This is a genomic window from Psychrobacter sp. Sarcosine-02u-2 (assembly GCF_002836335.1).
GTDB lineage: Bacteria > Pseudomonadota > Gammaproteobacteria > Pseudomonadales > Moraxellaceae > Psychrobacter > Psychrobacter faecalis.
The window spans coordinates 1-26,208 of record NZ_PJBX01000121.1 but is presented as its reverse complement, the minus strand read 5'-3'; the positions used below and the strand labels follow the sequence as shown (position 1 = coordinate 26,208).

21 protein-coding genes are annotated in these 26,208 nt (G+C 43.0%); 15 read left to right on the top strand and 6 right to left on the bottom strand.

The features are described 5' to 3' along the window. The first annotated feature begins 123 nt into the window (after positions 1-123). Together CXF58_RS03095 and CXF58_RS03090 are read left to right on the top strand one after the other, a co-directional pair. Positions 124-765: a TetR/AcrR family transcriptional regulator gene (locus tag CXF58_RS03095; protein WP_101212838.1), complete on the top strand. Its 642-nt coding sequence runs from the start codon at positions 124-126 to the stop codon at positions 763-765. A 125-nt stretch (positions 766-890) separates the two neighbouring features. After that, positions 891-1,532, top strand: coding sequence for a DNA polymerase III subunit epsilon (locus CXF58_RS03090; protein WP_101212840.1), 642 nt, complete (start codon positions 891-893; stop codon positions 1,530-1,532). Positions 1,533-2,804: 1,272 nt separating this feature from the next. Here the strand turns inward: CXF58_RS03090 and CXF58_RS03085 are convergent. The 6 genes from CXF58_RS03085 to CXF58_RS03055 all read right to left on the bottom strand — a co-directional run bounded on the left by CXF58_RS03085 (position 2,805) and on the right by CXF58_RS03055 (position 12,677). Next, on the bottom strand, positions 2,805-4,487 hold the full coding sequence (locus CXF58_RS03085; RefSeq protein ID WP_102076556.1) for an NAD-dependent malic enzyme: 1,683 nt from the start codon (positions 4,485-4,487) through the stop codon (positions 2,805-2,807). 806 nt (positions 4,488-5,293) lie between these two features. Beyond that, on the bottom strand, positions 5,294-6,352 hold the full coding sequence (locus tag CXF58_RS03080) for a CaiB/BaiF CoA transferase family protein (RefSeq protein WP_102076558.1): 1,059 nt from the start codon (positions 6,350-6,352) through the stop codon (positions 5,294-5,296). A 4-nt stretch (positions 6,353-6,356) separates the two neighbouring features. After that, the gene (locus CXF58_RS03075; RefSeq protein WP_102076555.1) at positions 6,357-8,540 is read right to left on the bottom strand and encodes a 3-hydroxyacyl-CoA dehydrogenase NAD-binding domain-containing protein; all 2,184 of its coding nucleotides are present in this window, start codon (positions 8,538-8,540) and stop codon (positions 6,357-6,359) included. 57 nt (positions 8,541-8,597) lie between these two features. After that, positions 8,598-9,806 carry an acetyl-CoA C-acetyltransferase gene (locus CXF58_RS03070; protein WP_102076554.1) on the bottom strand — a complete coding sequence of 403 codons (1,209 nt, stop codon included), beginning with the start codon at positions 9,804-9,806 and terminating at the stop codon, positions 8,598-8,600. 81 nt (positions 9,807-9,887) lie between these two features. After that, a complete protein-coding gene (locus CXF58_RS03065) occupies positions 9,888-11,039 on the bottom strand; it encodes an acyl-CoA dehydrogenase family protein (protein ID WP_102076553.1) in 1,152 nt (383 codons plus the stop codon). A gap of 720 nt (positions 11,040-11,759) precedes the next feature. Beyond that, the gene (locus CXF58_RS03055) at positions 11,760-12,677 is read right to left on the bottom strand and encodes a LysR family transcriptional regulator (RefSeq protein WP_102076552.1); all 918 of its coding nucleotides are present in this window, start codon (positions 12,675-12,677) and stop codon (positions 11,760-11,762) included. A gap of 187 nt (positions 12,678-12,864) precedes the next feature. Between CXF58_RS03055 and CXF58_RS03050 the strand changes: the two genes are divergently transcribed. The 13 genes from CXF58_RS03050 to CXF58_RS02990 all read left to right on the top strand — a co-directional run bounded on the left by CXF58_RS03050 (position 12,865) and on the right by CXF58_RS02990 (position 25,975). After that, entirely contained in the window at positions 12,865-14,037 is a 1,173-nt protein-coding gene (locus tag CXF58_RS03050) for a muconate/chloromuconate family cycloisomerase (protein ID WP_102076551.1), read from the top strand. A 42-nt stretch (positions 14,038-14,079) separates the two neighbouring features. Continuing rightward, complete coding sequence (catC, locus tag CXF58_RS03045) at positions 14,080-14,370, top strand: muconolactone Delta-isomerase (RefSeq protein WP_011513602.1); 291 nt, start codon at positions 14,080-14,082, stop codon at positions 14,368-14,370. Between the two features lie 100 nt (positions 14,371-14,470). Beyond that, positions 14,471-15,394, top strand: a complete 924-nt coding sequence (gene catA, locus CXF58_RS03040) for a catechol 1,2-dioxygenase (protein WP_102076550.1) — start codon at positions 14,471-14,473, stop codon at positions 15,392-15,394. A 128-nt stretch (positions 15,395-15,522) separates the two neighbouring features. Next, positions 15,523-16,908 (top strand): benzoate 1,2-dioxygenase large subunit, encoded by a 1,386-nt coding sequence (gene benA / locus CXF58_RS03035; protein ID WP_102076549.1) that lies wholly within the window; start codon positions 15,523-15,525, stop codon positions 16,906-16,908. 62 nt (positions 16,909-16,970) lie between these two features. Further along, the gene (gene benB / locus CXF58_RS03030) at positions 16,971-17,468 is read left to right on the top strand and encodes a benzoate 1,2-dioxygenase small subunit (RefSeq protein WP_020443471.1); all 498 of its coding nucleotides are present in this window, start codon (positions 16,971-16,973) and stop codon (positions 17,466-17,468) included. A 65-nt stretch (positions 17,469-17,533) separates the two neighbouring features. After that, positions 17,534-18,550 (top strand): benzoate 1,2-dioxygenase electron transfer component BenC, encoded by a 1,017-nt coding sequence (gene benC / locus CXF58_RS03025; RefSeq protein WP_102076548.1) that lies wholly within the window; start codon positions 17,534-17,536, stop codon positions 18,548-18,550. A gap of 58 nt (positions 18,551-18,608) precedes the next feature. Next, positions 18,609-19,388 carry a 1,6-dihydroxycyclohexa-2,4-diene-1-carboxylate dehydrogenase gene (locus CXF58_RS03020; RefSeq protein ID WP_102076547.1) on the top strand — a complete coding sequence of 260 codons (780 nt, stop codon included), beginning with the start codon at positions 18,609-18,611 and terminating at the stop codon, positions 19,386-19,388. A 75-nt stretch (positions 19,389-19,463) separates the two neighbouring features. Further along, positions 19,464-20,678 (top strand): benzoate/H(+) symporter BenE, encoded by a 1,215-nt coding sequence (gene benE, locus CXF58_RS03015; protein ID WP_102076546.1) that lies wholly within the window; start codon positions 19,464-19,466, stop codon positions 20,676-20,678. A gap of 128 nt (positions 20,679-20,806) precedes the next feature. Further along, entirely contained in the window at positions 20,807-21,496 is a 690-nt protein-coding gene (locus CXF58_RS03010; RefSeq protein ID WP_102076545.1) for a 3-oxoacid CoA-transferase subunit A, read from the top strand. Positions 21,497-21,555: 59 nt separating this feature from the next. Beyond that, entirely contained in the window at positions 21,556-22,221 is a 666-nt protein-coding gene (locus CXF58_RS03005) for a 3-oxoacid CoA-transferase subunit B (RefSeq protein ID WP_102076544.1), read from the top strand. Positions 22,222-22,238: 17 nt separating this feature from the next. Continuing rightward, entirely contained in the window at positions 22,239-23,474 is a 1,236-nt protein-coding gene (pcaF, locus tag CXF58_RS03000) for a 3-oxoadipyl-CoA thiolase (protein WP_102076557.1), read from the top strand. Positions 23,475-23,556: 82 nt separating this feature from the next. Beyond that, positions 23,557-24,336 carry a 3-oxoadipate enol-lactonase gene (pcaD, locus tag CXF58_RS02995; RefSeq protein ID WP_102076543.1) on the top strand — a complete coding sequence of 260 codons (780 nt, stop codon included), beginning with the start codon at positions 23,557-23,559 and terminating at the stop codon, positions 24,334-24,336. 274 nt (positions 24,337-24,610) lie between these two features. Beyond that, on the top strand, positions 24,611-25,975 hold the full coding sequence (locus CXF58_RS02990) for an MFS transporter (RefSeq protein ID WP_102076542.1): 1,365 nt from the start codon (positions 24,611-24,613) through the stop codon (positions 25,973-25,975). Positions 25,976-26,208: the final 233 nt, after the last annotated feature.

Here is a 26,208-nt window from a genome sequence, read left to right as displayed (position 1 = left end):
CATATACTTTATTCAGGAGATATTTTTCTAAATAGCAAACTTGTTCAATCGGCGATTTATATACAGGCTAATAGAAAAATTAGAGGATAACAAAATGCAAACTATGAATTGGAGAATGTGAAAATGGCAGGCAAGGCTTTGAAGAGTAAACTGAGGAACAAACAATTAAAACCAATATCAGCTATGCGACCAGCAACCTTAAACAAACTTGAAAAAGCAGTGCTGTTGTTATTTTCAAATCATGATCCCTCCGAAGTGAGCATGATACAGATAGCAAATGCAGCAAATATGTCATTAAAAACTTTGTATAATTATTTTGGGGACAAGCAAACCATCATTTACACTATTTTAAATAGAGTGTTAGGACGTTTAGCGATCCGTATGATTGATCATTTGCAAGGTATTGATAGTGTTAAAGATCGCCTTCGTAAAACTCTTTGGGTATTTTTCGATTTTATTGATAAAAGCCCAGATGCTATGATGGTATTGTCCACAGCAGTGCCAGTTTCGCGTTATCGCGAAATTGCCATTTATGATAATAAAGAGTTAGTTGATTCTTATTTACAGGTGTTGAGAGATGGGCAGGAACAAGGCATATTGAATGATACGGTGCCTTTATTTACTTTATTTGATGTGTTTATAGGCTTTATTAGCCGCTTAGGATTAATGCATATTATACGGAGAAACCCAGCTCCTCTGAATGATAACTTCGATGAGCTGTTCATTATATTATGGCGCGCGATTAGTAAGCCCGAAATAGATTAACAATTTCTGAAGCTTGAGTTTAGCCGTTTACTAAAAAACGTAATAATAATTTTTAAATGGTGAAATATCTTGAAAAGTGAGTAACCTCATATTTGGAGCAACCACATATTAAGGTTCTATCTTGCATGCTTAGGGTACTTTCCAAGGTGACTGTATTGCAAGCACCAAGAGCGAAGCGCTTTAATCCTCTAAAAGAAATCAGCTTGGGCTCTATGGCAATATCACATATCTGTGATGAGGATGTGGCAGATGAGCCGCCTCATACTGATTTTAGACTATCTAACAGTGTTGAGTACTTGATTGGTCATAATATTGATTTTGATATGACCGTTCTGAAAAATGCTGGCGTGACCCATACTCCTAATCTGATATGTACTAATGCGATGGCTAACTACCTGCTTCCTACGCTTGAGAGTCATAAGCTAGTATACCTCCTCTATTACTTTCACCGTTATATAGCGCGCGCTCAAGCAAGAGATGCACATGCTGCCATTGCTGATATTTACTTCACTGAGCTGGTGCTTGGTAGTCTGATTGATTTAGCTAATAGCCAAGGTCATGAGATAAATGATGTGGAAAGCTTATATGAATTTAGTGAAATGGCGCGTATACCCACGCATTTAAGCTTTGGTAAGCACAAGGGTGAGGCTATTGCAGATTTAGCTGCTAGCTCTGAAGGTACTGGCTATATTAAATGGCTGCTTAAACAGGACAGTATTGACCCTTATTTAGCTCAAGCATGCCAGCAAGCATTAGAATCTTTATAAATACACTGATGTCGTCAGTTTTATAGTCTAGCTATGCTCAAAATTGAGATAGATACTAGAAATAGTTAACGCTCAAGTAGATCAAGTTCTTATTAAAACTATAACTTATTAGGTAGTAAACTCCTCAATATTATGGTGTTTAAAATATCGTCAATATCTGCATATGCCATGAATCAACCTTACTCTGATAAGTTATAAAAGCTCTATATGCTATTATCTATATAGTGTAGAGGGCTGGAGTATGAAATTTATTTTTCTTAGGTGACGCTATTAATATCGGGGTTTGAACCAAGAGCAACCAATCGTACCTTTATCGCGCAATGCTTAAACTCGCAATGTGGTGTAACCTATCAACTAACCTCAGATACTAATAAAAACCGATATTTTAAGTTGAATGCTAAAGGTGAATATAATGAAGCTGGACGTTGGAATATTGAATTCTCACTAATATAGGAAACACCTTCCTAACTGCTTGCCACTGTGGGGTAAGAATATATACACGATTTCCTAGTATTTTACTTCCCCACATATTATCTGAATGATATTAAGATACAGTTAGAATAAGTTATATTCTGCAATTAGCATATTACCTATATTTAACAATAAACAACAATTAATTTTAAGACCAAACTTACTGCAGTATTGATTGGAAAATCAATCTATAATTCGATTCAATTGTTGGTATAACCGTTGGTATAAGCAGAAATATTTACGAATAAAGACATTAAAATCAATAAGTTAATATTTAAATATGGTTGATACTGGGCCCACCACATATTAAATCAGGCTTGTTCCCAGCGATGCGGCAAGCCTTTTTTTATGGAGTTTTTTAGGACTTTCAGAAGATATAGAAATAGGGCGGACTATATAGAAATAGTTGATTTTGCTAATATTGCCGACATCATTCCTAAATGTATTGCTGAAAAAATCTAAAAACTTCTACGTCTAAACAGTACCCATACTGATGCACATATGAGGCTTATTATGGGTTTGAACCATAAGCTTAAGCTACCTAGGAAATCAAAAAGCCCTCTACGCTATTTTATATAGCGTAGAGGGCTTTTACGGTTTTAATGAATGAATAATTGATAACTATAAAAAGATGCCGCTGCGCCTACTGAACTAATGGCTTTTTTATGCTAAACCAAATCAGCCACAACCGACCAACTGTATTTAGCAAATTTCAGTTAGCGTTCAAGCAAGGACATGCTCTAGCCTAGAACCAGCTATCTACTATTTATTTATCATTTACCTATAAACACCTTCTAAAAATTAGAAAGAGGTACGACGATAATTGCGATATTCAGGTAACCAAAAATTCGCTTCCAATCGGCGCTGTAGGTTCTCCGCTGTGATAGGTAGTGCCAGCTTATCTTGAACCGCTTGCAGTGCCACTTCATAGGCTATTTTTTTACTGATCTCTTTAATAACTTTAATTGGCGGTAGTATGGCACCGGGCGCTTTTTCGTACTCCATTGATATATCTGCAAGCGCTTGGCTTGCTGCCATTAACATATTATCGCTGATACCTCTCGCCCGTGCTGCGAGAACACCAAGACCAATACCAGGAAATATATAGCTGTTATTACATTGAGAAACCTCAAAAGACTGACCGTTAAAAGTGGTATGAGCAAAAGGACTACCCGTTGCGATAATGGCGCGACCACGGCTCCAGTTCATCACTTCTTGCGGTGTGGCTTCCACACGAGAGGTCGGGTTTGAAAGCGGTAGTACAATTGGGTGTTCAGTATTAGCACATAAGGACTCGATGACCTCTTGAGTAAACAAACCTTTTTGTCCACTCACGCCAAACAATACCGTTATTTTTGCTTGTTTCACCACTTGCGCTAAACCGAGTTTTTGACTCTTATCCCAATGTTCAATTGCTGATTGTTTTTGCACCAGTGGCTCTTGGAATTTTTGTAGCTCTGTCATGCTATCGATGAGCAAACCGTAACGGTCAACCATAAATACTTGGCTGCGCGCTTGCTCTTCGGTTAAGCCTTCGCGCTGCATTTGGCGAATGATATGCTCAGCAATACCGCAGCCCGCAGAACCTGCCCCTAAGAATGCTATTTTTTGCTGACTGAGTTTTTGACCTTTATTGAGGCACGCGGCAATCAAAGCGCCGACCGAAACCGCAGCAGTCCCTTGAATATCATCATTGAAACAGCATAACTGGTCACGATAACGATTTAATAACGGCGTGGCGTTTCCTTGAGCAAAATCTTCAAATTGCAATAACACCTCTGGCCAACGACGCTTAACCGCTTGAATAAATAAATCGACAAATTCATTGTATTCATCGCCAGAGATGCGTGGATTTCTCCAACCCATGTACATAGGATCGTCAAGTAGCTGTTGGTTATTGGTACCGACATCTAACAAAATAGGCAGACAGTAAGCGGGACTGATGCCACCGCAAGCCGTATACAACGCCAATTTACCAATAGGAATGCCCATACCACCAATACCTTGGTCGCCAAGACCCAATATACGCTCACCATCAGTGACAACGATTACTTTAACATTCTGTTTGGTGGCGTTTTGCAGCATATCGTCGATTTTATGACGCTCAGGGTAGGAGATAAATAAGCCCCGTTTCCGGCGATAAATTTGCGAGAACTTTTCACAAGCTTGACCAACCGTTGGCGTGTAGATGAGCGGCATGACTTCCTCAATATGCTGCTCAACCAGATGATGAAACAAGGTCTCATTGGTATCTTGTATATTACGCAAATAAATGTGCTTATCCATCGTATTGGTAAATGAACGCAGTTGGTGATAAGCCCGCAGAGACTGCTCTTCAATCGTCTCAATGTTGTGTGGTAATAGCCCTGTTAAATTAAAGCTATCGCGTTCTTCTGATGAAAAAGCACTACCTTTATTCAATAAAGAGGTTTCTAATAGCGCGGGGCCAGCAATAGGAATATATAAGGGACGCTTGTTTGACATAATAAAATCTTCTTATTAAGGACGTATGAGTGAAAACGATGCTAGGGCTGCATTATACCTAGCATCCGCTCATGTTTAACAATAGATAACAAATCATTTTGAGTCAGTACGGCTTTAAACTTGATTGCTTATACATTTGCCTAGAAATACTGCCGTTTTCTCTAAAATTGCATGCAATGAGTCGATTGCCGCGCCAATAGTGATAAGTTCATAAAGGGGTTAACGTAAAAGAGGAATGTTTTTTCAGTCGCTTAAAAATGCCGTAGAAACCAAAAATAAGATAGCTAAGAGATGTCTAATTTAGCAGAAGCATCCATGGGTATTTGCCAGCAGCAGAAAAAGAGAAACGCTATTTTAACAAAAATCTCTTATCAATTGTCCAAAATCGGCTGACCATTATAGTCGTCTTGGTATTATGAAAACGATTCGTCAAGAAGATGCCCCGCTTACGCTTAATGCAAATTTCGATGCCTTATTTGATATCTTATGGCGCTCGATGTCAAAACCTGAATTATCCATCTCATAAGCTTTTTTTACAAAACTCAATCAGCGCTTCTTTTTTCAAGCTTTGGTCATCGGTAACGACATAAAACTTAACCGCCTGAGCTATACGCAGCCCAAGTAAAAAGCGACATCTTGAGGATACTTCCCGGTCCAAAAATTATTGTTAAAAACCTTCCATGGTTTTATTGGCTTATTGGTGGGAACTAAGCTGCTAAGTGATTAAGTCGCTAAATGATTAAGTAGCTAAATGATTAAGCTATTAACTGATTCACTAACAATGCTGTTACTTCAGCTTCATTACCTTACTGCCAACCCAGTGTCGCCCCATACTCATCTTGATGGGCAAATAAAGGATGTGCTCTTGCCTCCTCTAAACTCAATACTGGCGTGACGCACACATCGGTAGATGCAAAAACCTGCTGCCAATGGCTTAAAGGCTGATTGGCAAAGGTATCGGCAACCACTTGTGCTGCCTCTTGGCTGGCCTTAGTATTGGGCATAACCCCACACTGCCAATGCACATCTTTAATTTCAGGCAATTCTAATATTTCACACAGCCCTTGCCAGAATTTTAGCTCTAGTGAACCCACCGCCATATGGCGATCATCGGAAGTTCTGTACAACCGATAACAAGGCAATAAACCGCCTAAGAAATCCTGTTGCGGCTCTGGGTTTTTGCCAGAAAAGCTGGCCACCAGTTTTCCAGTCGCTTTTGGCATGACCAGATGCTGATACAAGCTGTGCGTCATACTGACCGCAACGTGGCGACCTTTCCCCGTACGCTGGGCTGCAAATACAGCCGCTAATAGAGCAATCACCGCCGTGTCACTGCCGCCTGCTAAGTCTGCAAACTGAACATTGGGCATTGCCTGCTCGCCATCTGCCGTCTTGAGCTGGTCAAGCACCCCGCTCATCGCCATAAAATTGATATCATGACCGGCTTTATGCGCCCAATCATGAGTGATGCCATCGCTATTAGCCATGCCATAGCCCGTAATCGATACCATGACCAGCTTTGGATTAATGGCATGCAAGGTTTTGGCATCAAGCCCCATGCCTTCTAATACCTCAGGGCGAAAGCTATCGAGCATCACGTCGCTATCCTTGATTTGCGCTTTGATAGTCTCAATACCTTGCGAGTCACGAAAGTCAACTTTTAAAGTGGTTTTGCCATGATTAAGGGCGGTAAACAAATCCCCAAAAGCGCGAGCCGGATCGCCATTGAGTGGTTCAATCTTAATAATGTCCGCGCCTAAGTCCGCAAGCAATCTGGTCGCAAATGGCCCAGGCAGGTTGCGCGTTAAATCAATGACGCGCAGCCCTTGTAAGCAGTCTTTCATAGCATCCGCTTGATTAACCATCGATTCAGTCATCTGAGAAAACCTCGCCTTTTGCCGCCATTGCCACTAATATCTGCGCAGGCTCAAAACGTGCGCCATATTTCTGTGCCAGCTCACGACTACGCGCGACAAATTTATCGACGCCTACTGAGTTGATAAACTGTAGCGTCCCCCCTTGGTTTGGCGCAAAACCCCAACCAAAGATAGAGCCGATGTTGGCATCGGCCACCGTACGCACGACGTTTTCTTCATAGCATTTGGCAGTCTCATTGGCTTGCACGTAAAGTAGACGGTCTACCAAGTCTTGCTGCGAGGGCTGCTCATCTGTCGTTTGATATAATTCAGTGAGATCAGACCATAGATGTTTTTCACCATTCTCTGGATAATCATAAAAACCTTTAGACACCTTTTTACCTTCGCGGCCAAATTCTTTGACCATTTTTTCTACTACTGACATCGCAGGATGCGGCGTAAAAGTCTTACCTTCTGCCTCCATTGCCTTTTTAGTCTGCTCCATCACGTGTAGTGACAGGCTGAGTGACACCTCATCTTGCAGTGCCAGCGGCGGCATCGGCATACCAGACTTCATACCAGCCACTTCTATACTACGTGGGTGAACACCCTCAGCTAACATGGCAATGCCTTCTGACACATAAGTGCCAAAAACACGTGATGTATAAAATCCGCGGCTGTCATTGACAACGATGGGCGTCTTGCCAATTTGGCCAACATAATCAAAACCTGTTGCTAGCGTGGCATCGTCGGTTTTTTCACCAACGATAATCTCAACGAGTGGCATCTTATCAACCGGTGAGAAGAAATGCAGACCGATAAACTGGTTCGGGCGTTTGCTGGCTTTAGCAAGCTCAGTGATTGGCAAGGTTGAGGTGTTAGAAGCATAAAAGGCAGTCTCTGGAATAACGGCTTCAGATTGTCGCGTACATTCCGCTTTAATATCAATGTCTTCAAAAACAGCTTCAATGATTAAATCACAGCCTTCTAAATCATCATAAAACGTGGTGGTCTTGATAAGGTCTAATAATGCTTGTTTTTTGTCCTTTGTTGAACGCCCTCGGCTGATGGCTTTGTCTAGCAGCTTAGTAGAGTAGCTTTTGCCTTTTTCGGCACCTTCAATCGCCGTATCGAGCAATACCACTTCCATACCCGCTTTAGCTGAAACGTAAGCGATACCAGCGCCCATCATGCCAGCGCCTAAAATACCGACTTTGCTGACTTTAGATCGCTCAAACCCTTGCGGGCGTGATTGTCCTTTTTTAATACTATTGAGCTGCTTCCAAAGGCTATTAATCATGTTTTTGGATACGTCTGATAACACGCAGGCGACAAAAAAACGCGACTCGATTTTAAGGCCGTTGTCGATATCGGTTAAGCAGCCTTCAAACACGCTAGATAAAATATGGGTAATCGCAGGATAGTTGCCGTGGGATTTTTGATTGGCCATCGCTGGGGCCATAGAAAATACTTGCACCATTTTTGGATGATTGCTATCACCGCCTGGGATTTTAAAGCCTTTTTTGTCCCATGGTTGCTGCGCTTTTGGATTGTCATTAATCCATGCTTTCGCCTTACTGATAAGCTCGTCATCGTCATGAGCCACGTCATCGATAAAGCCAATTTCTAGCGCTTGCTGTGGACGCAGCTCTTTACCTTGGGTCATCAGCTCAAGGGCTTTTTGAATACCAATCAAACGCGGTAGACGCTGTGTCCCGCCGCCGCCGGGTAACAAGCCAAGCTTAACTTCTGGCAAACCCAGCTTGGTTGTAGACGAGGTTTTTGGTGAATCGATAGCAATACGATAATGACAGGCTAAGGCAAGCTCAAGACCGCCCCCAAGCGCCGTACCCGTAATAGCAGCAACGACTGGCTTACCTGAAGTTTCAAGTTTACGCAGGCTAGTTTTTAAATCTTCAACCAGATCAAAGGCTTGCTCGGCCGTTTCAATAGTAGTCAATTGGTCAATATCTGCGCCAACCACAAAGGTTGATTTACCAGACGTTAGAATTAGGCCTTTTGCGTCTTGGTCATTGATAAAAGTATCCGTTATTGTAGCAAAGGCTTCATTAAAGCCCTCTCCAATGACATTCATCTTACGCTCGGTTTGGTCGATAGTGACGGTGATAATTCCATTATCAGATTGGGCAGAAAAATTCTTTAATGCATTGATGGCATCTACGCTATTGGTGCTCATTTTAAATCCTTGTTAATCATCCATAATCATTTTTATAATCGTTTTTGCTAAATGTTTTTATACACGCTCAATGATAGTTGCAATCCCCATACCGCCGCCGACGCATAGCGTAAGCATGGCGGTTTTTAAATCGCAGCGCTCAAGCTCATCAAGCACCGTCGTCATTAGCATCGCACCTGTTGCGCCGAGTGGGTGACCCATCGCAATCGCGCCGCCATTAACATTGACTTTATCTAATGAAATACCAAAGTCGCTAGCGGTATTCATCGGAACAGCAGCAAAGGCTTCGTTTATCTCCCATAGGTCGATATCAGACGCTTGCATACCCGCTTTATCTAGCGCTTTTTTACAAGCTGGTGTCGGACCTGTCAGCATAATAGAAGGTTCTGAGCCAATGACTGCTGCCATAGTAATCTTCGCTCGCGGCTTAAGTCCAGCTTTGTCCCCAGCGGCCGCACTACCGATAAGACATATCGCAGCGCCATCGACGATACCTGATGAGTTGCCAGCATGATGCACGTGGTTTACTTTTTCAATCGTGGTGTATTTATCCAAAATAACGCTATCAAAACCCATCTGACCGGGCATAGCAAAAGACGGATTGAGCTTTGCTAAAGTGGTAACATCAGTATTTGGACGAATGGTTTCGTCTTTGTCTAATAGTAATAAACCATTAATATCCTTAACAGGCACCACTGATTTATCAAAATAGCCTTTTTCCCAAGCGGCGGCGGCTCTTCTATGTGACTCGGTGGCAAACTCATCAACATCGCTGCGACTAAAGCCCTTTAGGGTCGCGATAGTATCAGCGCCAACCCCTTGTGGGACAAAACCAGTAGCATCATTAACGCGTGGATCCATATACCAAGCACCGCCATCTGAGCCCATCGGTACGCGGCTCATAGACTCAACGCCGCCTGCGACTACCATCTCTTCCATACCGGACATGACTTTGGCAGCAGCAAGGTTGATAGATTCAAGGCCTGAGGCGCAGTAGCGTGACAATGTCACCCCTGCTACACGTTGATCCCAGCCTGCATCGAGAGCAGCGATACGAGCGATATCTGAGCCTTGCTCACCGACTGGCGTCACACAACCAAGCACGATATCGTCGACGAGGCTGGTATCTAAGTGATAACGCTGCTGCATCTCTTTAAGTAGCGTACGTGTCAACCAAATTGGCGATGCTTGATGCAAAGCGCCATCCTTTTTTCCTTTACCACGTGGAGTGCGGAGCGCATCATAGATATAAGCGGTCTGGGTCATAATAAATCCCTTTAATTTTTAAGTAGCTAGTTTTAAATAAGGAAGTGTTGAGAAGCGCGCATTCTGCTCACTCATAAGCGATTACATAAAGCGCGAGGCCAGCTCTTTCATGATTTCATTAGTGCCGCCGTAGATTTTTTGTACGCGAGCATCGGCATACATACGAGCAATTGGGTACTCTGACATATAACCGTAACCACCAAATAACTGTAAGCATTCATCCATCGTTTTACACTGTTTTTCTGTCACCCAGTACTTGATTAAGGATGCTTGCGCGGCGTCAAGCTTACCCTGTATTTGCGCCTCAACTGCTGAATCACATAAGGCTTTTACCGCTAAATAATCCGCTTGTACCTCAGCAAGCTTAAAGCGCGTGTTTTGGAATTGCCAAATTGGCTTGCCAAAGGCTTCACGCTCTTTGACATATTCAAGCGTCAGCTCTAATGCCAGTTTCATCGCGCCGCAGCCACTTAAAGCAATAATCAGGCGCTCTTGCGGCAGCTCTTGCATCATGTGTATAAAGCCGAGCCCCTCGACACCGCCTAGTACGTTTTTTTGTGGCACACGCACATTACTAAAGAAAAGCTCTGAAGTATCTTGTCCAGCAAGACCCGTCTTTTTCAGGTTACGGCCACGTGTAAAACCCTCTAAACCGTCGGTCTCAACAAGAATAAGCGAGACGCCTTGCGCGCCCTTATCGCGGTCTGTCTTACAAGCCAATAGCACGATATTGGCATGCTGACCATTGGTAATAAAGGTTTTTGAACCATTAATGATATAGTCATCACCCTCTTTTATCGCATAAGTTTTGATGGCCTGCAGATCAGAGCCCGTCGTCGGCTCAGTCATCGCAATAGCGCCAATATATTCGCCCGTCGCCATCTTAGGCAACAATGATTTTTTTTGCTCTTCAGTTCCAAGCTTATAGATATATGGAGCCACGATACCTGAGTGCACCATACCGCCATAACTGGCTCGGTTCGCCTGCGCCTGCGCCAAAAGAATCGCGGCTTCATGACCAAAATCACCGCCACCGCCGCCGTACGCTTCTGGTATTGACGCACATAAAAAGCCCATCTCGCCGGCCTCTTCCCAAGCCGCGCGGTCAATTATACCGTTTTCTCGCCACTGCTCGTCTTTGTCTTCCCAACTTTGAAACATTTTTAGCGCACTGTCATATACCATTTCGTGTTCTTCGGTCATCCATTTTGCTGGAAATGCTTTGATACTCATACGGGTCATCCTTGACGTAAATTAACAGACATAAATTAAAAAATAATGAAATTGATACGATTAAAACTAACGTTTATTAAGAGTAATAGCTAATATACGGTAATTATAATTACCGTATATTTTAAGTCTCTAAAGTTATATATTTAACAACTCGCAAAAACATACTAAATTAACCAAAAGCTTTGTTCAATAAACTTGTATAAAATCGTGATTGGTAGATTTGACCACTTACCCTAAGACTGTTCCTTATATTTCATAAAAAAAGGCTTGTTCGCAGCGATACGACAAGCCTCTTTTTATGGTATTTTCAAGGTTTTCAGAATGTATAAGACTGTGGCGGACCTTTACTTAGATATCGCTGAGATATGCTGCATCAAGCGCATAACGGAATCTGGTAAACGAATAATCATATTAGGGTAAGTTAGCAAACCCAAGCTTAGCACACTCTTTCAAAGCACTTACTCTTTGATAATTTAAAAATAGTTCAACTTTAGAAGTTGCAGATTTATAATGCTACTTAAGCATGCGTTAAACCTTTATCAGCTCTTTATAGTCAGTCTTCTAGTTCAGAAAAATCGTATTCACGACGATTATAATAAGGGCTACCACAAACGAGCCGTGCTACTTCCGCCGGGCCTGCTTCGGGTTTGTAATGGAATTCTTGCATAAAATTATCCTTTTATGAGTTCATATTAGGATTCTTAATGAGTGCAGAATCTCTCAAATTTGCTCAGGCTTATAATCAAACCCTTCTTCATCGTAAATCTGATAAGTCACGTCCAACAATATTTTTAATAGCTCTGATTTGTCAAAGTGTCTCACACTCATGACGATAGGCGAGGTTAAAAGCCCGTCCTCGAAAGGAATATAAGTCACTTCCTGACTCCGCAGAGGCTCAAGCGTTTTTGGTACGATAGTCAAGCCCTCGCCTGCTGCTACCAACCCTAACGCAATATGCAGCTCACGTACCTCAGTAAAATAGTTTGCTTTTAGATTGCGTGCCTCAAACAACTCTAAGACAAAATCGATAAAGCTAGGACGAGGTGCCATTGGATATAACAATAAGTTTTCATTGGTTAAATCCATTAAACGAATATTCTTTTGTTGCTCTTTTGCCAATCGATGCTTGTTAGGAACCGCAACCACTAAACGCTCCTGTCTCAGTAATAATCGCCTAATAGAAGCGTCTTCAAATATAAGCCTTCCAAAACCGACATCTATTTTGCCTTCTACTAAGCTTTGCGTTTGCTGCCAAGAGTTCAATTCATATAATTTAATCTCTATATTTGGATAGACCTCTCTGAAGCGCGCAATCACTTTCGGCAATATGCCATACAGTATCGATGACACAAAACCTATCGATAATGTGTTGTCAAAGCTGCCTTTACGAAAGGTCATCGCCCGCAGATCATCTGATTTTTTTATTATCTCAAGCGCATGATCATAAAAAAAGTCGCCAGCTTCAGTAAGCTTTAAAGGGCGATTGTCCCTATCAATGAGCGTGACGCCGATCTCTTCTTCCAACTGTTTTATCTGACGGCTCAGTGGGGGCTGTGAAATAAACAAACGCTCTGCTGCCTTATTAAAACTTTTTTCCTCTGCTACCGCTACAAAATAGCGTAAATGTCTCAATTCCATTGAACATTATTCCTTGAGTGACCTATAAGCCTATCGATACCTAAAGAACATAACACGGTGAAGGTTGATTATCAAAATACCCAAAAGGTATCAATATCAGACCAAATAGGTCTTAGACATGTCGTTATCTAATAACTATAGTTCTTATTAAGCATAAGGAAGCATCATCTATTCAATAGGGACTGTCATGATTCGTTCAATTAATACTTTATTGGTACCAATACCTACTATAAGGGCTCATAAGCTCGCTTGTACCGTTATGAACGAACAAGTCTTGGTCTTGGTACACATTCAAACAGAAGATGGCTACGAAGGTTGGGGCGAAGCGACCACCATTGGCGGCCTAAGCTACGCAGAAGAAAGCCCTCATAGCATCAAAACTAATATCGATACCTACTTTACCCCTCTTTTATTAAAAGAGCAGCCGACTAGTCCAGCAAAAGCTATGCAGCTGCTAAGTCTTCATATCAATGGCAACCGCTTTGCAAAGTGTGCCATCGAAACTGCCCTACTCGACATTGAAGGTAAACGCCTAAACCTACCAGTAAGTGAGCTGATTGGTGGTCGTGTTCGTGACCGTATCGAAGTGGCTTGGACGCTTGCCAGCGGCAATACAGCGACCGATATCGCCGAAGCTAAGCGCATGATTGAGCAAAAGCGCCATCGCATTTTTAAATTAAAAATCGGTAGCAATCCGATTACTGATGATGTGGCCCACGTATTAGCCATAAAAGCAGCCTTACCTAATTGCCGCATTACCGTTGATGTCAATCAGGCTTGGACAGAACTTGAGGCAATGCAAGGTATTAGCCTATTACAAGCTGGAGGCATTGATTTAATAGAACAACCTATATCAATGCGTAATAAAGCCGCTCTAAAACGTTTAACTGATCGCTTTGATGTGGCGATTATGGCGGATGAAATTGTCCAAGATCCTCAGAATGCCTTTCATTTAGCAGCAGAGCATTATGCTGATGTTTTTGCGGTAAAAATTAATCAAGCAGGCGGATTGAGAGCAGCTTGTCTTATTGGACAAATGGCACATCTAGCAGGTATCGAGCTGTATGGCGGCACTATGCTTGAAGGGCCTATCGGTACGGTGGCCTCAGCTCATGTATTCTCAACCTATCCCAGTCTAAATTTTGACACCGAACTGTTTGGTCCGTTGTTATTAACCGAAGACGTTTTAGTACAGCCTCTTGATTATCAAAATTTTGGGTTAAATGTACCTACGGGCGCAGGTCTTGGTATCGAAGTAGATAGCGATAAAGTCTATCACTACGCCAAACAAGCAATCAATAATTCACTTAAATCATCGAAGCCGCAATTTGCCACTAATGCTCAAACTGAAATGCTGTAACAGCTAAAAAAATTACCCGTCATCAAATATAAGGAAATAATTATGTTATACCACGTCAGAATGGATGTCTTAATCCCAACAGATATGGACGCCGACAAGGTCAACGAGCTTAAAGCCACCGAAAAAGCGCTGTCACAAAAGCTCCAAGAGCAAGGTAAATGGCGTCATATTTGGCGTATAGCCGGTCAGTATTCTAACTTCAGTATCTTTGATGTTGAAAGTAATGAAGAGCTACACGACATTATGATGTCTCTGCCACTTTACCCCTATATGAAAGTTGAAGTGACACCATTGTTACGTCATCCATCATCTGTTCGTAGTGATGACAGCTAAAGCAAGCCAGTACAGCTGATATCAGAATCCATAAAAATTTGAGTAAGAATACTCACTATAAAAACCCCTTAACAAAACAGTCCTCAACAAGGAGAGAGACATGGAACGCAGCCAAATTGAAGCATTAGCTACGCAGTTCATCAAAGGTAAAATCGATTACCCAGAGCAAGTCAATCCACGTGTACAAGAGATTGTATTACGTATCGTAACCGACCTTATGCAAACCATTAATGACTTAAAAATCACTGCCGACGAATACTGGTCTGGGGTTGAGTTTATTGGCGATTTGGGCAAAGAAGCCGGTCTATTATCGCCAGGATTGGGTTTTGATCATTTTATGGATTTAATGATTGAAGAAGACCTAAAAGCAGCGGGGCTTGAAGGCGGTACACCCCGTACCATCGAAGGTCCACTCTATGTCGCTGGTGCGCCAGAAGAAAAGGGCTTTGCGCGCCTAGATGATGGCACTGACCTTGATAATGGCACCGTGCTATTTATGCAAGGCACTGTTTATGGTGAAGATGGAAAGCCTCTTCCAAACGCAAAAGTTGAAGTATGGCATGCCAACAGCTTAGGTAACTACTCTTTCTTTGATGAATCACAGTCTCATTTCAACTTACGTCGTAGCATCATCACTGATGAGAACGGAAATTATGCATTCCGCAGCATCGTGCCGCTAGGTTACTCGGTACCACCAGAAGGAATGACACAAAAAGTATTGGGCGCGCTGGGTCGTCATGGTCATCGCCCAGCTCATGTTCATTTTTTCGCCAGTGCTGACGGTCATCGCAAACTGACCACGCAGATTAACATCGATGGCGATGAGTACCTATGGGATGACTTTGCTTTTGCAAGCCGCGAAGGTTTGGTACCAGAGGTAACGATGGTCGAAGATGCGGACAAGCTAAAAGAAAAAGCGCTTGATAAGCCTTACGCAAGTATCGACTTTGACTTTCATTTAGTAAAAGACATTGACCAAGCTATACAAGGCAGCGAAGTAGAACGCCGCCGTGCTCAAGGTTAATGAGCACTCATATTAAATAGCATTCATTAATAACGATTAGCGACTTACGTTTGATATGTCCTCAGTTGTCGTATCAAACGTTAGCTTCTAATCTCATTTTATACCGTCATTATACAAGGAAGGCAGCCATGAGCGAGCGTATCAATCTAGTACCTGAAGGATCAGACATCAGTATTGATGATTTTTTAGAAGAAAACAGCGAAAAAGGGATTTATCGTCTGCATCGTAGCGCCTTCACTAACGAAGAGTTGTTCGAGCTTGAGATGAAGTACATCTTTGAAAACAATTGGGTGTATTTGGCTCATGAGTCTCAAGTTCCTGATAACAACGACTACTACACCTCATACATTGGCCGTCAGCCCGTCATTCTTGCCCGCAATAAAGAAGGCGATTTGCACTGCATGATTAATTCATGCTCACACCGCGGCGCACAGCTCTGCCGTCATAAGAAAGGCAATAAAGCCACTTACACCTGCCCATTCCACGGTTGGACCTTTAACAACTCAGGCAAGCTGCTTAAAGTTAAAGACCCAAGACATGCAGGCTATCCAGAATGCTTCAATAAAGAAGGCTCACACGACTTAAAACAAGTGAAGATGGCTAATTATAAAGGCTTTATCTTTGCCAGCTTAAATGATGATGTTCAGCCAATCGGAGACTGGCTTGGTAGCTCTACCAAAATTCTTGACATGATTGTCAATCAATCGCCAGAAAGTCTAGAAGTGTTACGCGGCACCTCAACCTATACCTTTGATGGTAACTGGAAGCTGCAAGCTGAAAACGGTGCCGACGGCTATCACGTATCAGCCGTCCATTGGAACTACGCTGCGACAACTGCGCGCCGTAAAGAAGCTGAAGCTGTCAAAGAAGACAATATCAAAGCCATGAACGCTGGCAAATGGGGTCGACAAGGCGGTGGGTTTTATTCTTTTGAAAACGGTCACATGCTGTTATGGACACAGTGGGAAAACCCACAAGACCGTCCAAACTACGCTTATCGCGATGAGTATGTCGCCAGCTACGGTGAAGCCATGGCGGACTGGATGATTGAACGCTCACGTAACTTATGCCTATATCCAAACGTCTACATCATGGATCAGTTCGGCTCACAAATTCGCATGCTCCGCCCTATCGCGGTTGACAAAACTGAAGTTAGCATCTGGTGTATCGCACCAAAAGGCGAAAGCGATGAGTCACGTGCACGCCGTATCCGTCAGTATGAAGATTTCTTTAACGTTACTGGTATGGCAACCCCTGATGACTTAGAAGAGTTCCGCTCATGCCAAGAAGGTTATAACGGTATCAAGCTTGAATGGAATGATATGTGCCGAGGCTCCGAGCACTGGATTCAAGGTGCAGATGAAGGCGCTGCCGCTATTGACCTCAAACCTTTAATGAGTGGTGTTAAGACTGAAGATGAAGGACTATATACCGTCCAACATCGCTACTGGCATGAAGAGATGAAAAAAGCTCTAGAGCAAGAGCAGCAGCTACACGGTGCTAATAGCGACTAATACATTTTTTATTATTACTCTGCTATTTATTGTAGAACTGACAAAAAATAAGGATATCAATCATGAAAAATGCAACGGTTAACATTGAAGACATTAGACAGTTTCTATACCGTGAAGCGCGTTTATTGGATGAGAAAAAATGGGAAGAATGGCTCACTTATTACGATGAAGACTGTCCCTTTTGGATGCCAAGTTGGGATGATGATGGTCAGCTTATCAGCGACCCACAACGAGAAATCTCGCTGATTTATTATCCGGATCGCCGTGGTCTTGAAGATCGTATCTTCCGCATCGAGACTGAGCGCTCATCAGCGACCATTCCTGATACGCGTACCACGCACAATTTATCGAATATTGAACTACTCGAAGACAATGACGGTATTGTGACGGTGCGTTTCAACTGGATCAACAAGTCCTTTCGCTATCACGAGACCAATACCTATTGGGGTTACTCTCAGTACAAAATAGACATGACTCAAGACCAACCAAAAATCTTGGATAAGTATGTGGTCTTAAAAGACGACTATGTGCATCAAATCATGGACGTCTATCACGTCTAATCATTATTCATTCATTATTTAGCCACTAGCTTTTAATTAATACGTGTTGAAAAGGGATATTTCTCATGGAATATAATATTGCTCTACAGTTCGAAGACGGCGTCACAGGCTTCATCAAATGTGAAGCCGACGAAACCGTCGCCGAAGCAGCGTATCGTCAAAAATTCAATATCCCTGTGGATTGCCTTGATGGTGCTTGCGGTACTTGCCGTTGCCATTGTGAATCTGGCAGCTACGACATGCACCCTGATATGTATATCGAAGATGCACTGACAGAAGCGGAAGCTGCTGAAGGGTATGTACTCACCTGTCAGATGATTCCAGAAAGCGACTGCGTGATCAAAGTACCAACCTCCTCTGAAGCCTGCAAAGTCGGCAAGTCTGTATTCAAAGGTAAACTACAACAGCTGAATGTACTGTCAGAATCTACCATTCACTTTGGCGTCGAAGTCGACAATCCAGATGCACTAGTATTTTTGCCAGGCCAGTATGTCAATGTCAGTATTCCTGATTCTAACGAGACACGCTCTTATTCGTTTAGCTCTATACCTAGTGCCAATCAGGCCGAATTTGTCGTCCGCAATATTCCTAACGGCAAAATGAGCACCTTTTTATCTGATACTGCAACTATAGGTCAAGAGATTAATTTTGAGGGTCCATTTGGTAGCTTTTACCTGCGTCCTCTTGTTCGTCCGACATTATTCCTAGCAGGTGGTACCGGTATCGCGCCTTTCTTATCGATGCTAAAAAGCTTAGAGGTGTCTGGTGCTCATCATCCTGTCAGAATGGTCTACGGCGTCACCAACGACTTTGATCTGATAGAAGTTGAGAAACTCGAAGAGGTAAAACAAAACCACCCTTGGTTTGATTACCGTACCTGTGTCGCCAATGAAGATAGCACACACGAGCGTAAAGGCTATGTTACCGGTCATATAAAAGATGAATGGTTAAATAACGGCGAGGCCGACGTTTACTTATGTGGTCCATTAGCAATGGTAGATGCTGTGAGTAATTGGTTAGATAGCAGCAACCTAAAACCAAGTAACTTTTATTATGAGAAATTCACACCTAGTGAGCAATAATAGAACCTAAAGGCATCCCTTTAGTAGCAGAGCATGAGCAAGTTTTTAGGAGACTGTCATGAGTAAAAGATTTGATAATAAGGTATGTATCGTTACTGGTGCCGCCCAAGGCATCGGACGCGGAGTCGCTTTACGTTTGGCAAGTGAAGGCGGAAAAATCGTCATGGCAGACTTTTCTCCATTAGTAGAAGAGGTGCTGGCTGAAATCATCGCTAATGGTGGAGAGGCAATTACCATTCAAGCTGACCTTGAAACCCATCAAGGTGCTAAAGAGGCTATTGATAAGGCACTTGATAGCTATGGGCGTATCGATATATTGGTCAACAATGTCGGCGGCGCAATATGGATGAAACCTTTTACCAGCTTCTCTGAAGCAGAGATTCAAAAGGAAATCAGCCGCTCATTATTTCCAACATTATGGTGTTGTCATGCTGTTTTACCAACCATGGTCAAACAGCAATCAGGCACTATTGTTAATGTGTCCTCTATCGCTACTCGCGGTATTAACCGCATACCCTATTCGACAGCGAAAGGCGGCGTGAACGCCATGACCGCATCGCTCGCTTTTGAGTATGCAAACGATGGTATACGCGTGAATGCTGTGGCAACTGGCGGTACTGAAGCGCCGCCCAGAAAGATTCCACGTAACGCCAAACCATTAACTGATGATGAAAAATCATGGATGAATGCGGTGGTTGATCAGACCATTGATCGCACCTTTATGAAACGCTACGGCACGATTGATGAGCAAGTCAATGCCATCTTGTTTTTAGCATCCGATGAGTCTTCTTATATTACTGGTAGTACCATTCCTGTGGGCGGTGGCGACGAAGGCTAATAATAAATCTGCCAATTAGTAGCATGCATCTTAATTTGCAATCCCGTAACGAATGCTAATTTGCAAGGAAGCAATATGGCCTCTGTAATCCAAACCTTAAAAAACGACTGGTCGCTCTCCGCATCGGTTGCAGGGTTCTTAGCGGTTCTTATTTCTTATGCGGGTCCTTTGATTATTTTTTTTCAGGCCGCACAAGCCGCACAAGTTTCAGATGTCATGATGGCGTCTTGGATTTGGGGTATCTCCATCGGTGCTGCCATTCCTGGTATTTATTTATCTATTAAATATAAAACACCGGTTATTACAGCATGGTCCGCCCCTGGTACCGCTTTATTAGTCACCCTATTTCCACAGATGAGTATTAATGAAGCTGTTGCTGGTTATATCATCTCGGCGATTGTCATACTTATTGTTGGAGCGACAGGTTACTTCGACAAAATATTAAAATGGATTCCTGACGGTATTGCCGCTGGCATGATGGCAGGCATCCTATTTCAGTTCGGCTTAGAATTATTTAAAGCCACTGATAGCATGCCATTTATCGTCTTTAGCATGCTCGGTTGCTATTTATTAGCCAAACGCTTTTCGCCGCGCTATACGATGATCTGGGTGTTGATATGCGGTGTTATCTTAAGCGTCTTACTTGGCAAAATGAACCCTGTCCATTTCGATTTAGCCGTTACCATACCTACTTTTATTGCACCTGAATGGTCATGGAACTCAACGTTTAACCTCGCTATACCACTCATCCTTGTGAGCTTAACTGGTCAATTCTTACCCGGTATGGCTATTTTAAATCTTAGCGGTTACGACACGCCAGCCAAGCCTATTGTGAGTGTTACAAGCCTCGCCTCCTTAGCAGTTGCATGTGTCGGCGGTATTACTATTGTGCTTGCAGCGATCACTGCTGCCCTATGTACTGGCAAAGATGCGCATGAGTTAAAAGAGAAGCGCTATATTGCAGGCGTTGCTAATGGCATCTTCTATTTGTTCGGCGGTTTATTTGCTGGCAGCATTGTTATGGTATTTAGTCTGCTACCAAAAGAGCTTGTCGCGGCACTGGCCGGCCTTGCCTTAATCGGTGCTATTTCTGCCAATATTACGCTCGCTATGAAAGATGATGAGCAAAGAGACTCTGCATTGATTACATTTTTAGCGACAGCATCGGGTATGAGCTTTTTGGGATTAAGCTCTGTGTTTTGGGGCATTCTTATCGGCATGATTGCTCACTATATTCTGACCAAAAAACGCCTACTACCAAACATCATCTATCTCATTAACGACCTCTAATAATGAAGCCAATTAAGAGTAACTCGCTTACAAAAAACTTAAGTAGTGTCAGAGCAATGAGTCCAACCCATGTACCACTTATTAATTTTAAAGACACTACCTCATATGACTTTTTATAGGATATAAACATGATTAACAAAGCAGATAAAAACATCACTGACGTACTTAGTCAAATCAGAGATGGCGCCACCATCATGATTGGTGGCTTCGGTACTGCAGGGCAACCAGCTGAACTCATTGATGGACTTATTAATTTAGGCGTAAAGGATTTGGTCATCATTAATAATAATGCCGGTAATGGCGACCATGGCCTTGCCAAGCTCTTAAAAACAGGTGCTGTGCGTAAAATCATTTGCTCTTTTCCGCGTCAATCGGATTCTTGGGTATTTGATGAGCTTTATCATGCTGGCAAGATTGAGCTGGAGCTAGTACCACAGGGTAATTTGGCTTGCCGTATTCAAGCAGCAGGTATGGGACTCGGTGCGGTATATACGCCCACAGGCTTTGGTACTTTACTCGCAGAAGGTAAGGAAACTCGAGAAATCGATGGTAAAGACTATGTTCTTGAATATCCCATTAAGGCTGATTTTGCTTTAATCAAAGCTTCTAGAGGCGATCGCTGGGGCAACTTGGTGTACCGCAAGTCTGCCCGTAACTTTGGTCCTATCATGGCAATGGCAGCTGATATTACTATCGCCCAAGTTTCTGAAACCGTTGAGCTTGGCGCGCTTGATCCTGAACACATTATTACGCCGGGTATTTTTGTGCAGCATGTGGTGCAAATTCAGCCTGCTAGCACTGAAGCTGCTAGCGCTTAACTTTCTAGCACAGCTACTACAGCCACCGCTTAATACTGCCAACTATAAGGAGCGTCATCATGAGCCATACTTCCTACACCGTTTTGACCCGCGATCAAATCGCCGAGCGTGCTGCAAAAGATATTCCAGATGGTGCCTATGTCAATTTAGGCATCGGACTACCGACCAAAATTGCCCAATACCTACCGGATGATAAAGATGTATTTTTGCATTCAGAAAACGGCTTATTAGCTTTTGGGCCACCACCTGCCAAAGGTGAAGAGGATCCCGAGCTGATTAATGCCGGAAAAGAGTACGTCACAATGCTCGATGGCGGCAGCTTCTTTCATCATGGCGACTCTTTTGCCATGATGCGCGGTGGTCATCTTGATATCTGCGTACTAGGTGCATTTCAAGTGGCTGAAAATGGTGATCTAGCCAATTGGAGCACCGGTGCGACAGATGCAATACCGGCTGTTGGCGGCGCTATGGATTTAGCCGTCGGTGCCAAAAAAGTCTTTGTGATGACCAATCACACCACCAAGACTGGCGACCCTAAAATCGTTAGCAAGCTTACCTACCCTGTGACTGGCAAAAACTGTGTTGATCGTATTTATACTGACTTATGTGTCATTGATGTCACTGATAAAGGTTTAGCCGTCACTGAAATGGTCGATGGCTTAAGCTTTGCGGACTTACAAGCATTGACGGGTGCGACGCTAATTGATGCTACAAATTCAAAATAATAAAAAGGACAAGGATGATGACTGATTCAATCACTGATTTAAATGATGCTTATATTATCGATGCCATTCGCACCCCTTTTGGACGCTACGGCGGCGCTCTAGCACAGATACGCGCTGACGATTTGGGAGCTATCCCTATCAAGGCGTTAATGGAACGTAATGCCAATGTCGATTGGGTACAAGTAGATGACGTTATTTACGGCTGTGCTAATCAGAGCGGTGAAGACAATCGCAACGTCGGGCGTATGTCATCGTTACTAGCTGGCTTACCTTATCAAGTGCCTGCCACTACCGTGAATCGCTTATGCGGCTCGTCAATGGATGCGTTAGCGATAGCGGCACGCGCCATCAAAGCCGGTGAAGCTGATTTGATTATCGCAGGTGGCGTTGAGAGCATGAGCCGTGCGCCATTGGTAATGGGTAAAGCAAATAAACCCTTTGATCGTAGTCAAACGCTTGAAGATACAACCATGGGCTGGCGCTTTATCAATCCAAAGCTTGACGAATTGTATGGCACGGAGACCATGCCGCAAACTGCTGAAAATGTCGCAGAACAATTCAATATCAATCGCGCTGACCAAGATGCTTTTGCCCTACGTAGTCAACAACGGACCGCAGCGGCGCAAAAGGCAGGGTTTTTCAAAGATGAGATTACTCCAGTCAGCATCCCGCAACGCAAAGGCGAGCCTATCACTGTCGATACCGATGAACACCCTCGCGCTGATACCACGCTTGAGAAGTTGACCAAACTGCGCCCTATCGTCACCTCAGATGGCACCGTGACGGCTGGCAATGCGTCAGGTATCAATGATGGCGCAGCGGCTTTTTTAGTGGCATCAGAGCAAGCGGTGAAAAAGTTCAATCTAAAACCGCGTGCACGTATTGTGGCCTCAACTACGGTAGGCGTTGAGCCACGTATTATGGGCTTTGCTCCAGCACCAGCGATAAAAAAACTACTGGTAAAAACTGGACTGTCACTTGATGAGATGGATGTCATTGAATTAAACGAAGCCTTTGCCGCTCAAGCTCTCGCTTGTACGCGTGACTTAGGGTTAGCTGATGACAGCGCGCGCGTCAACCCTAATGGTGGTGCCATTGCCCTTGGTCATCCACTCGGTGCCTCAGGCGCACGTTTAATTTTAACAGCACTCAATCAACTTGAGAAAACTGATAAGCGTTATGCTATTTGCTCGATGTGTATTGGGGTTGGACAAGGCATTGCGATGATTATTGAACGGGTTGTCAACGATTAGATAGTGCTATTCATAAATATCGCTCAAACCACCCACCATTACTACTGCAATGACATTACCATGATTAAAAAGGATAATAATGATGCCCATATTTGACAACAAAGACGTTGCCCTAAACTATGCCACTTTTGGCGATAGCAGCAATCCTGCTCTGATATTTTCTAACTCTTTGGGCACTAGCTATCATATGTGGCAGCCGCAAATCGATGCCTTACAAAACGATTACTTTATTATCTGCTACGATACCCGTGGCCATGGTAAATCTTCCGCACCAAAAGGCCCTTATCGTTTAGATCAGCTTGGACAAGACGTTATTGATTTGCTTGATTATCTAAACATCGATAAAGCGTCTTTTTGTGGCATCTCTATGGGCGGAATGACGGGTCAATGGTTAGCTATCAATTACCCTGACCGCTTCCATCACTTAATGCTTTGCAATACCGCCGCGAAGATTGGCAATGAGGATGCTTGGGTAGATCGGGCAAAATTGGTACGTGAGAAAGGATTAGAACCTATTGCATCGACAGCTGCTTCGCGTTGGTTTACAGCAAGTTTTATCGATGATTATCCAGATGTAGTTAAAGCATTATCTGACGCTCTCGTAGCTGGCAGTAGCGAGGGTTATGCCAGCTGCTGCGAGGCATTATCTGACGCTGATACACGTGAACAGCTAAAAGATATCCGCGTGCCAGTTACGGTGGTTGCAGGTTCTAAAGATCCAGTGACGACGGTTGCCGATGGTCAATATATGGTCGAACACATCCCTAATGCTAAGCTTGCGACTATCGATGCTTCACATATCTCAAATATTGAACAGCCTGACGTGTTCAATCAATTAATCAAACAATATTTTCATGACTAATAGAGTTACGGATACCATCAGATTTTTTAGTAATAAAAAAATAGTCTAACAAATAAGAGCTTAAATCTTTCATTTGGTTTAAGAAAAGCACCTGCATATCTAAAGGATATGTAGGTGCTTTTCTCTTTTACCACATGTCACCGCCCTTTATTAAGTTACGTCAAAATCTATACTTTATAGGTATAAATTAATACTCAGATGGTTTTTGACTTGCTTGATAGAAAACAATAACTTAATAAAGACTTATAGGGATATTACCCACGGAGAAAAAAGAATGGACTCACCTACTTTAAACATCAATAGGGTTATTGATGAAGCCAAATTTGCACCTTTTCACTGGAAAGTCTTATTTTGGTGTTTATTGATTATTATCTTTGATGGCTATGATCTTATTATTTATGGTGTAGCATTGCCCCTACTCATGGAGGAATGGTCATTAACCGCAGTACAAGCAGGTTTTCTTGCCAGTGCTGCACTTTTTGGCATGATGTTTGGCGCCATGATTTTTGGAACACTCTCAGACAAGATTGGACGCAAAAAAACCATTATGATTTGCGTCGGCTTGTTCAGTAGCTTTACTTTTCTTGGTGCTTTTGCTGGTGGTCCAATACAGTTCGCCACTTTGCGCTTTATTGCAGGCCTAGGTATCGGTGGTGTTATGCCTATCTGCGTGGCTTTAACCTCCGAATATGCACCAAAACGTATTCGCAGTACTTTAGTTGCTATAATGTTTAGTGGTTATGCCATTGGAGGCATGGCATCGGCATTATTAGGCTCGTTTTTGGTGGTAGATTTTGGCTGGGAGATTATGTTTTATATCGCTGGCATTCCAATGCTACTTTTACCAATCATTTGGAAAATGTTGCCTGAATCTTTGATGTATTTGGTAAAAGAGAAGCGAGATAAAGAAGCCAAAATTATTGTTAAAAAATTGGCACCGCAAGAAACGATTACCACTTCTACCAGTTTGCTATTGGACGAGCCGACCAAAGGCGATGATGCACCAATTAAAGCCTTATTCCTGAAAAACCGTGGTTTCACTACTATCATGTTTTGGGTCGCTTTCTTTATGTGCTTACTGATGGTATACGCCCTTGCTAGTTGGTTGCCAAAACTAATGATTCAGGCGGGTTACTCACTAGGTGCAAGCATGCTGTTCTTATTTGCACTCAATATTGGTGGCATGGTGGGAGCTATCGGCGGCGGCATACTGGCTGATAAATTTCATCTTAAACCTGTCTTAGCCATCATGTTTGCCCTAGGCGCTGCGGCGTTGATACTGCTTGGCTATAACAGCCCTCAGCTAGTACTATATACTCTGATCGCGATTGCAGGCGCTACGACTATCGGCTCACAGATACTACTCTACACCTTTGTCGCACAGTATTATCCGACGAGTGTACGGACAACAGCTATGGGCTGGGCATCAGGTATTGGTCGTATTGGTGCTATCGTAGGTCCTATCTTAACTGGCGCGTTACTTACACTAGAGCTAAGCCACCAGACGAACTTTTTGTTTATCGCGATACCAGGATTAATTGCAGCCACTGCTATTTTCCTTGTGAATTTAAGCGCAGCAGTGGATGGCAAAACAAGCAAGGTACAACCAGTAACTTTAGATACGCCTATAGCAACCTAAATCTGACTAAACTCTATTTTTATTTAAGCATTTTTATATTACACCTATATAGCTTTTAGCGTACTCACGATGTGGGTGCGTCTTTTTGACAATTTGAATAAAAGCTTAGCTCTTTATCTTTAAACCTTATGTGAGAGATATTATGTACAATTACTTTTTAAAATTATTCTTTTAAGGCGTAATGAACGATTTTTACGCCAGACTGTGACAGTACTGCACAAAATTTGCTACCA

Coding starts and splice junctions, on each gene's coding strand:
- CXF58_RS03090 (WP_101212840.1), top strand. CDS start 891: ATGCTTAGGGTACTTTCCAAGGTGACTGTATTGCAAGCACCAAGAGCG.
- CXF58_RS03050 (WP_102076551.1), top strand. CDS start 12,865: ATGATTCGTTCAATTAATACTTTATTGGTACCAATACCTACTATAAGG.
- catA (WP_102076550.1), top strand. CDS start 14,471: ATGGAACGCAGCCAAATTGAAGCATTAGCTACGCAGTTCATCAAAGGT.
- benB (WP_020443471.1), top strand. CDS start 16,971: ATGAAAAATGCAACGGTTAACATTGAAGACATTAGACAGTTTCTATAC.
- CXF58_RS03055 (WP_102076552.1), bottom strand. CDS start 12,677: ATGGAATTGAGACATTTACGCTATTTTGTAGCGGTAGCAGAGGAAAAA.
- CXF58_RS03010 (WP_102076545.1), top strand. CDS start 20,807: ATGATTAACAAAGCAGATAAAAACATCACTGACGTACTTAGTCAAATC.
- pcaD (WP_102076543.1), top strand. CDS start 23,557: ATGCCCATATTTGACAACAAAGACGTTGCCCTAAACTATGCCACTTTT.
- pcaF (WP_102076557.1), top strand. CDS start 22,239: ATGACTGATTCAATCACTGATTTAAATGATGCTTATATTATCGATGCC.
- CXF58_RS03070 (WP_102076554.1), bottom strand. CDS start 9,806: ATGACCCAGACCGCTTATATCTATGATGCGCTCCGCACTCCACGTGGT.
- catC (WP_011513602.1), top strand. CDS start 14,080: ATGTTATACCACGTCAGAATGGATGTCTTAATCCCAACAGATATGGAC.
- CXF58_RS03020 (WP_102076547.1), top strand. CDS start 18,609: ATGAGTAAAAGATTTGATAATAAGGTATGTATCGTTACTGGTGCCGCC.
- CXF58_RS02990 (WP_102076542.1), top strand. CDS start 24,611: ATGGACTCACCTACTTTAAACATCAATAGGGTTATTGATGAAGCCAAA.
- benC (WP_102076548.1), top strand. CDS start 17,534: ATGGAATATAATATTGCTCTACAGTTCGAAGACGGCGTCACAGGCTTC.
- CXF58_RS03085 (WP_102076556.1), bottom strand. CDS start 4,487: ATGTCAAACAAGCGTCCCTTATATATTCCTATTGCTGGCCCCGCGCTA.
- CXF58_RS03005 (WP_102076544.1), top strand. CDS start 21,556: ATGAGCCATACTTCCTACACCGTTTTGACCCGCGATCAAATCGCCGAG.
- CXF58_RS03095 (WP_101212838.1), top strand. CDS start 124: ATGGCAGGCAAGGCTTTGAAGAGTAAACTGAGGAACAAACAATTAAAA.
- CXF58_RS03080 (WP_102076558.1), bottom strand. CDS start 6,352: ATGGTTAATCAAGCGGATGCTATGAAAGACTGCTTACAAGGGCTGCGC.
- CXF58_RS03075 (WP_102076555.1), bottom strand. CDS start 8,540: ATGAGCACCAATAGCGTAGATGCCATCAATGCATTAAAGAATTTTTCT.
- CXF58_RS03065 (WP_102076553.1), bottom strand. CDS start 11,039: ATGAGTATCAAAGCATTTCCAGCAAAATGGATGACCGAAGAACACGAA.
- benE (WP_102076546.1), top strand. CDS start 19,464: ATGGCCTCTGTAATCCAAACCTTAAAAAACGACTGGTCGCTCTCCGCA.
- benA (WP_102076549.1), top strand. CDS start 15,523: ATGAGCGAGCGTATCAATCTAGTACCTGAAGGATCAGACATCAGTATT.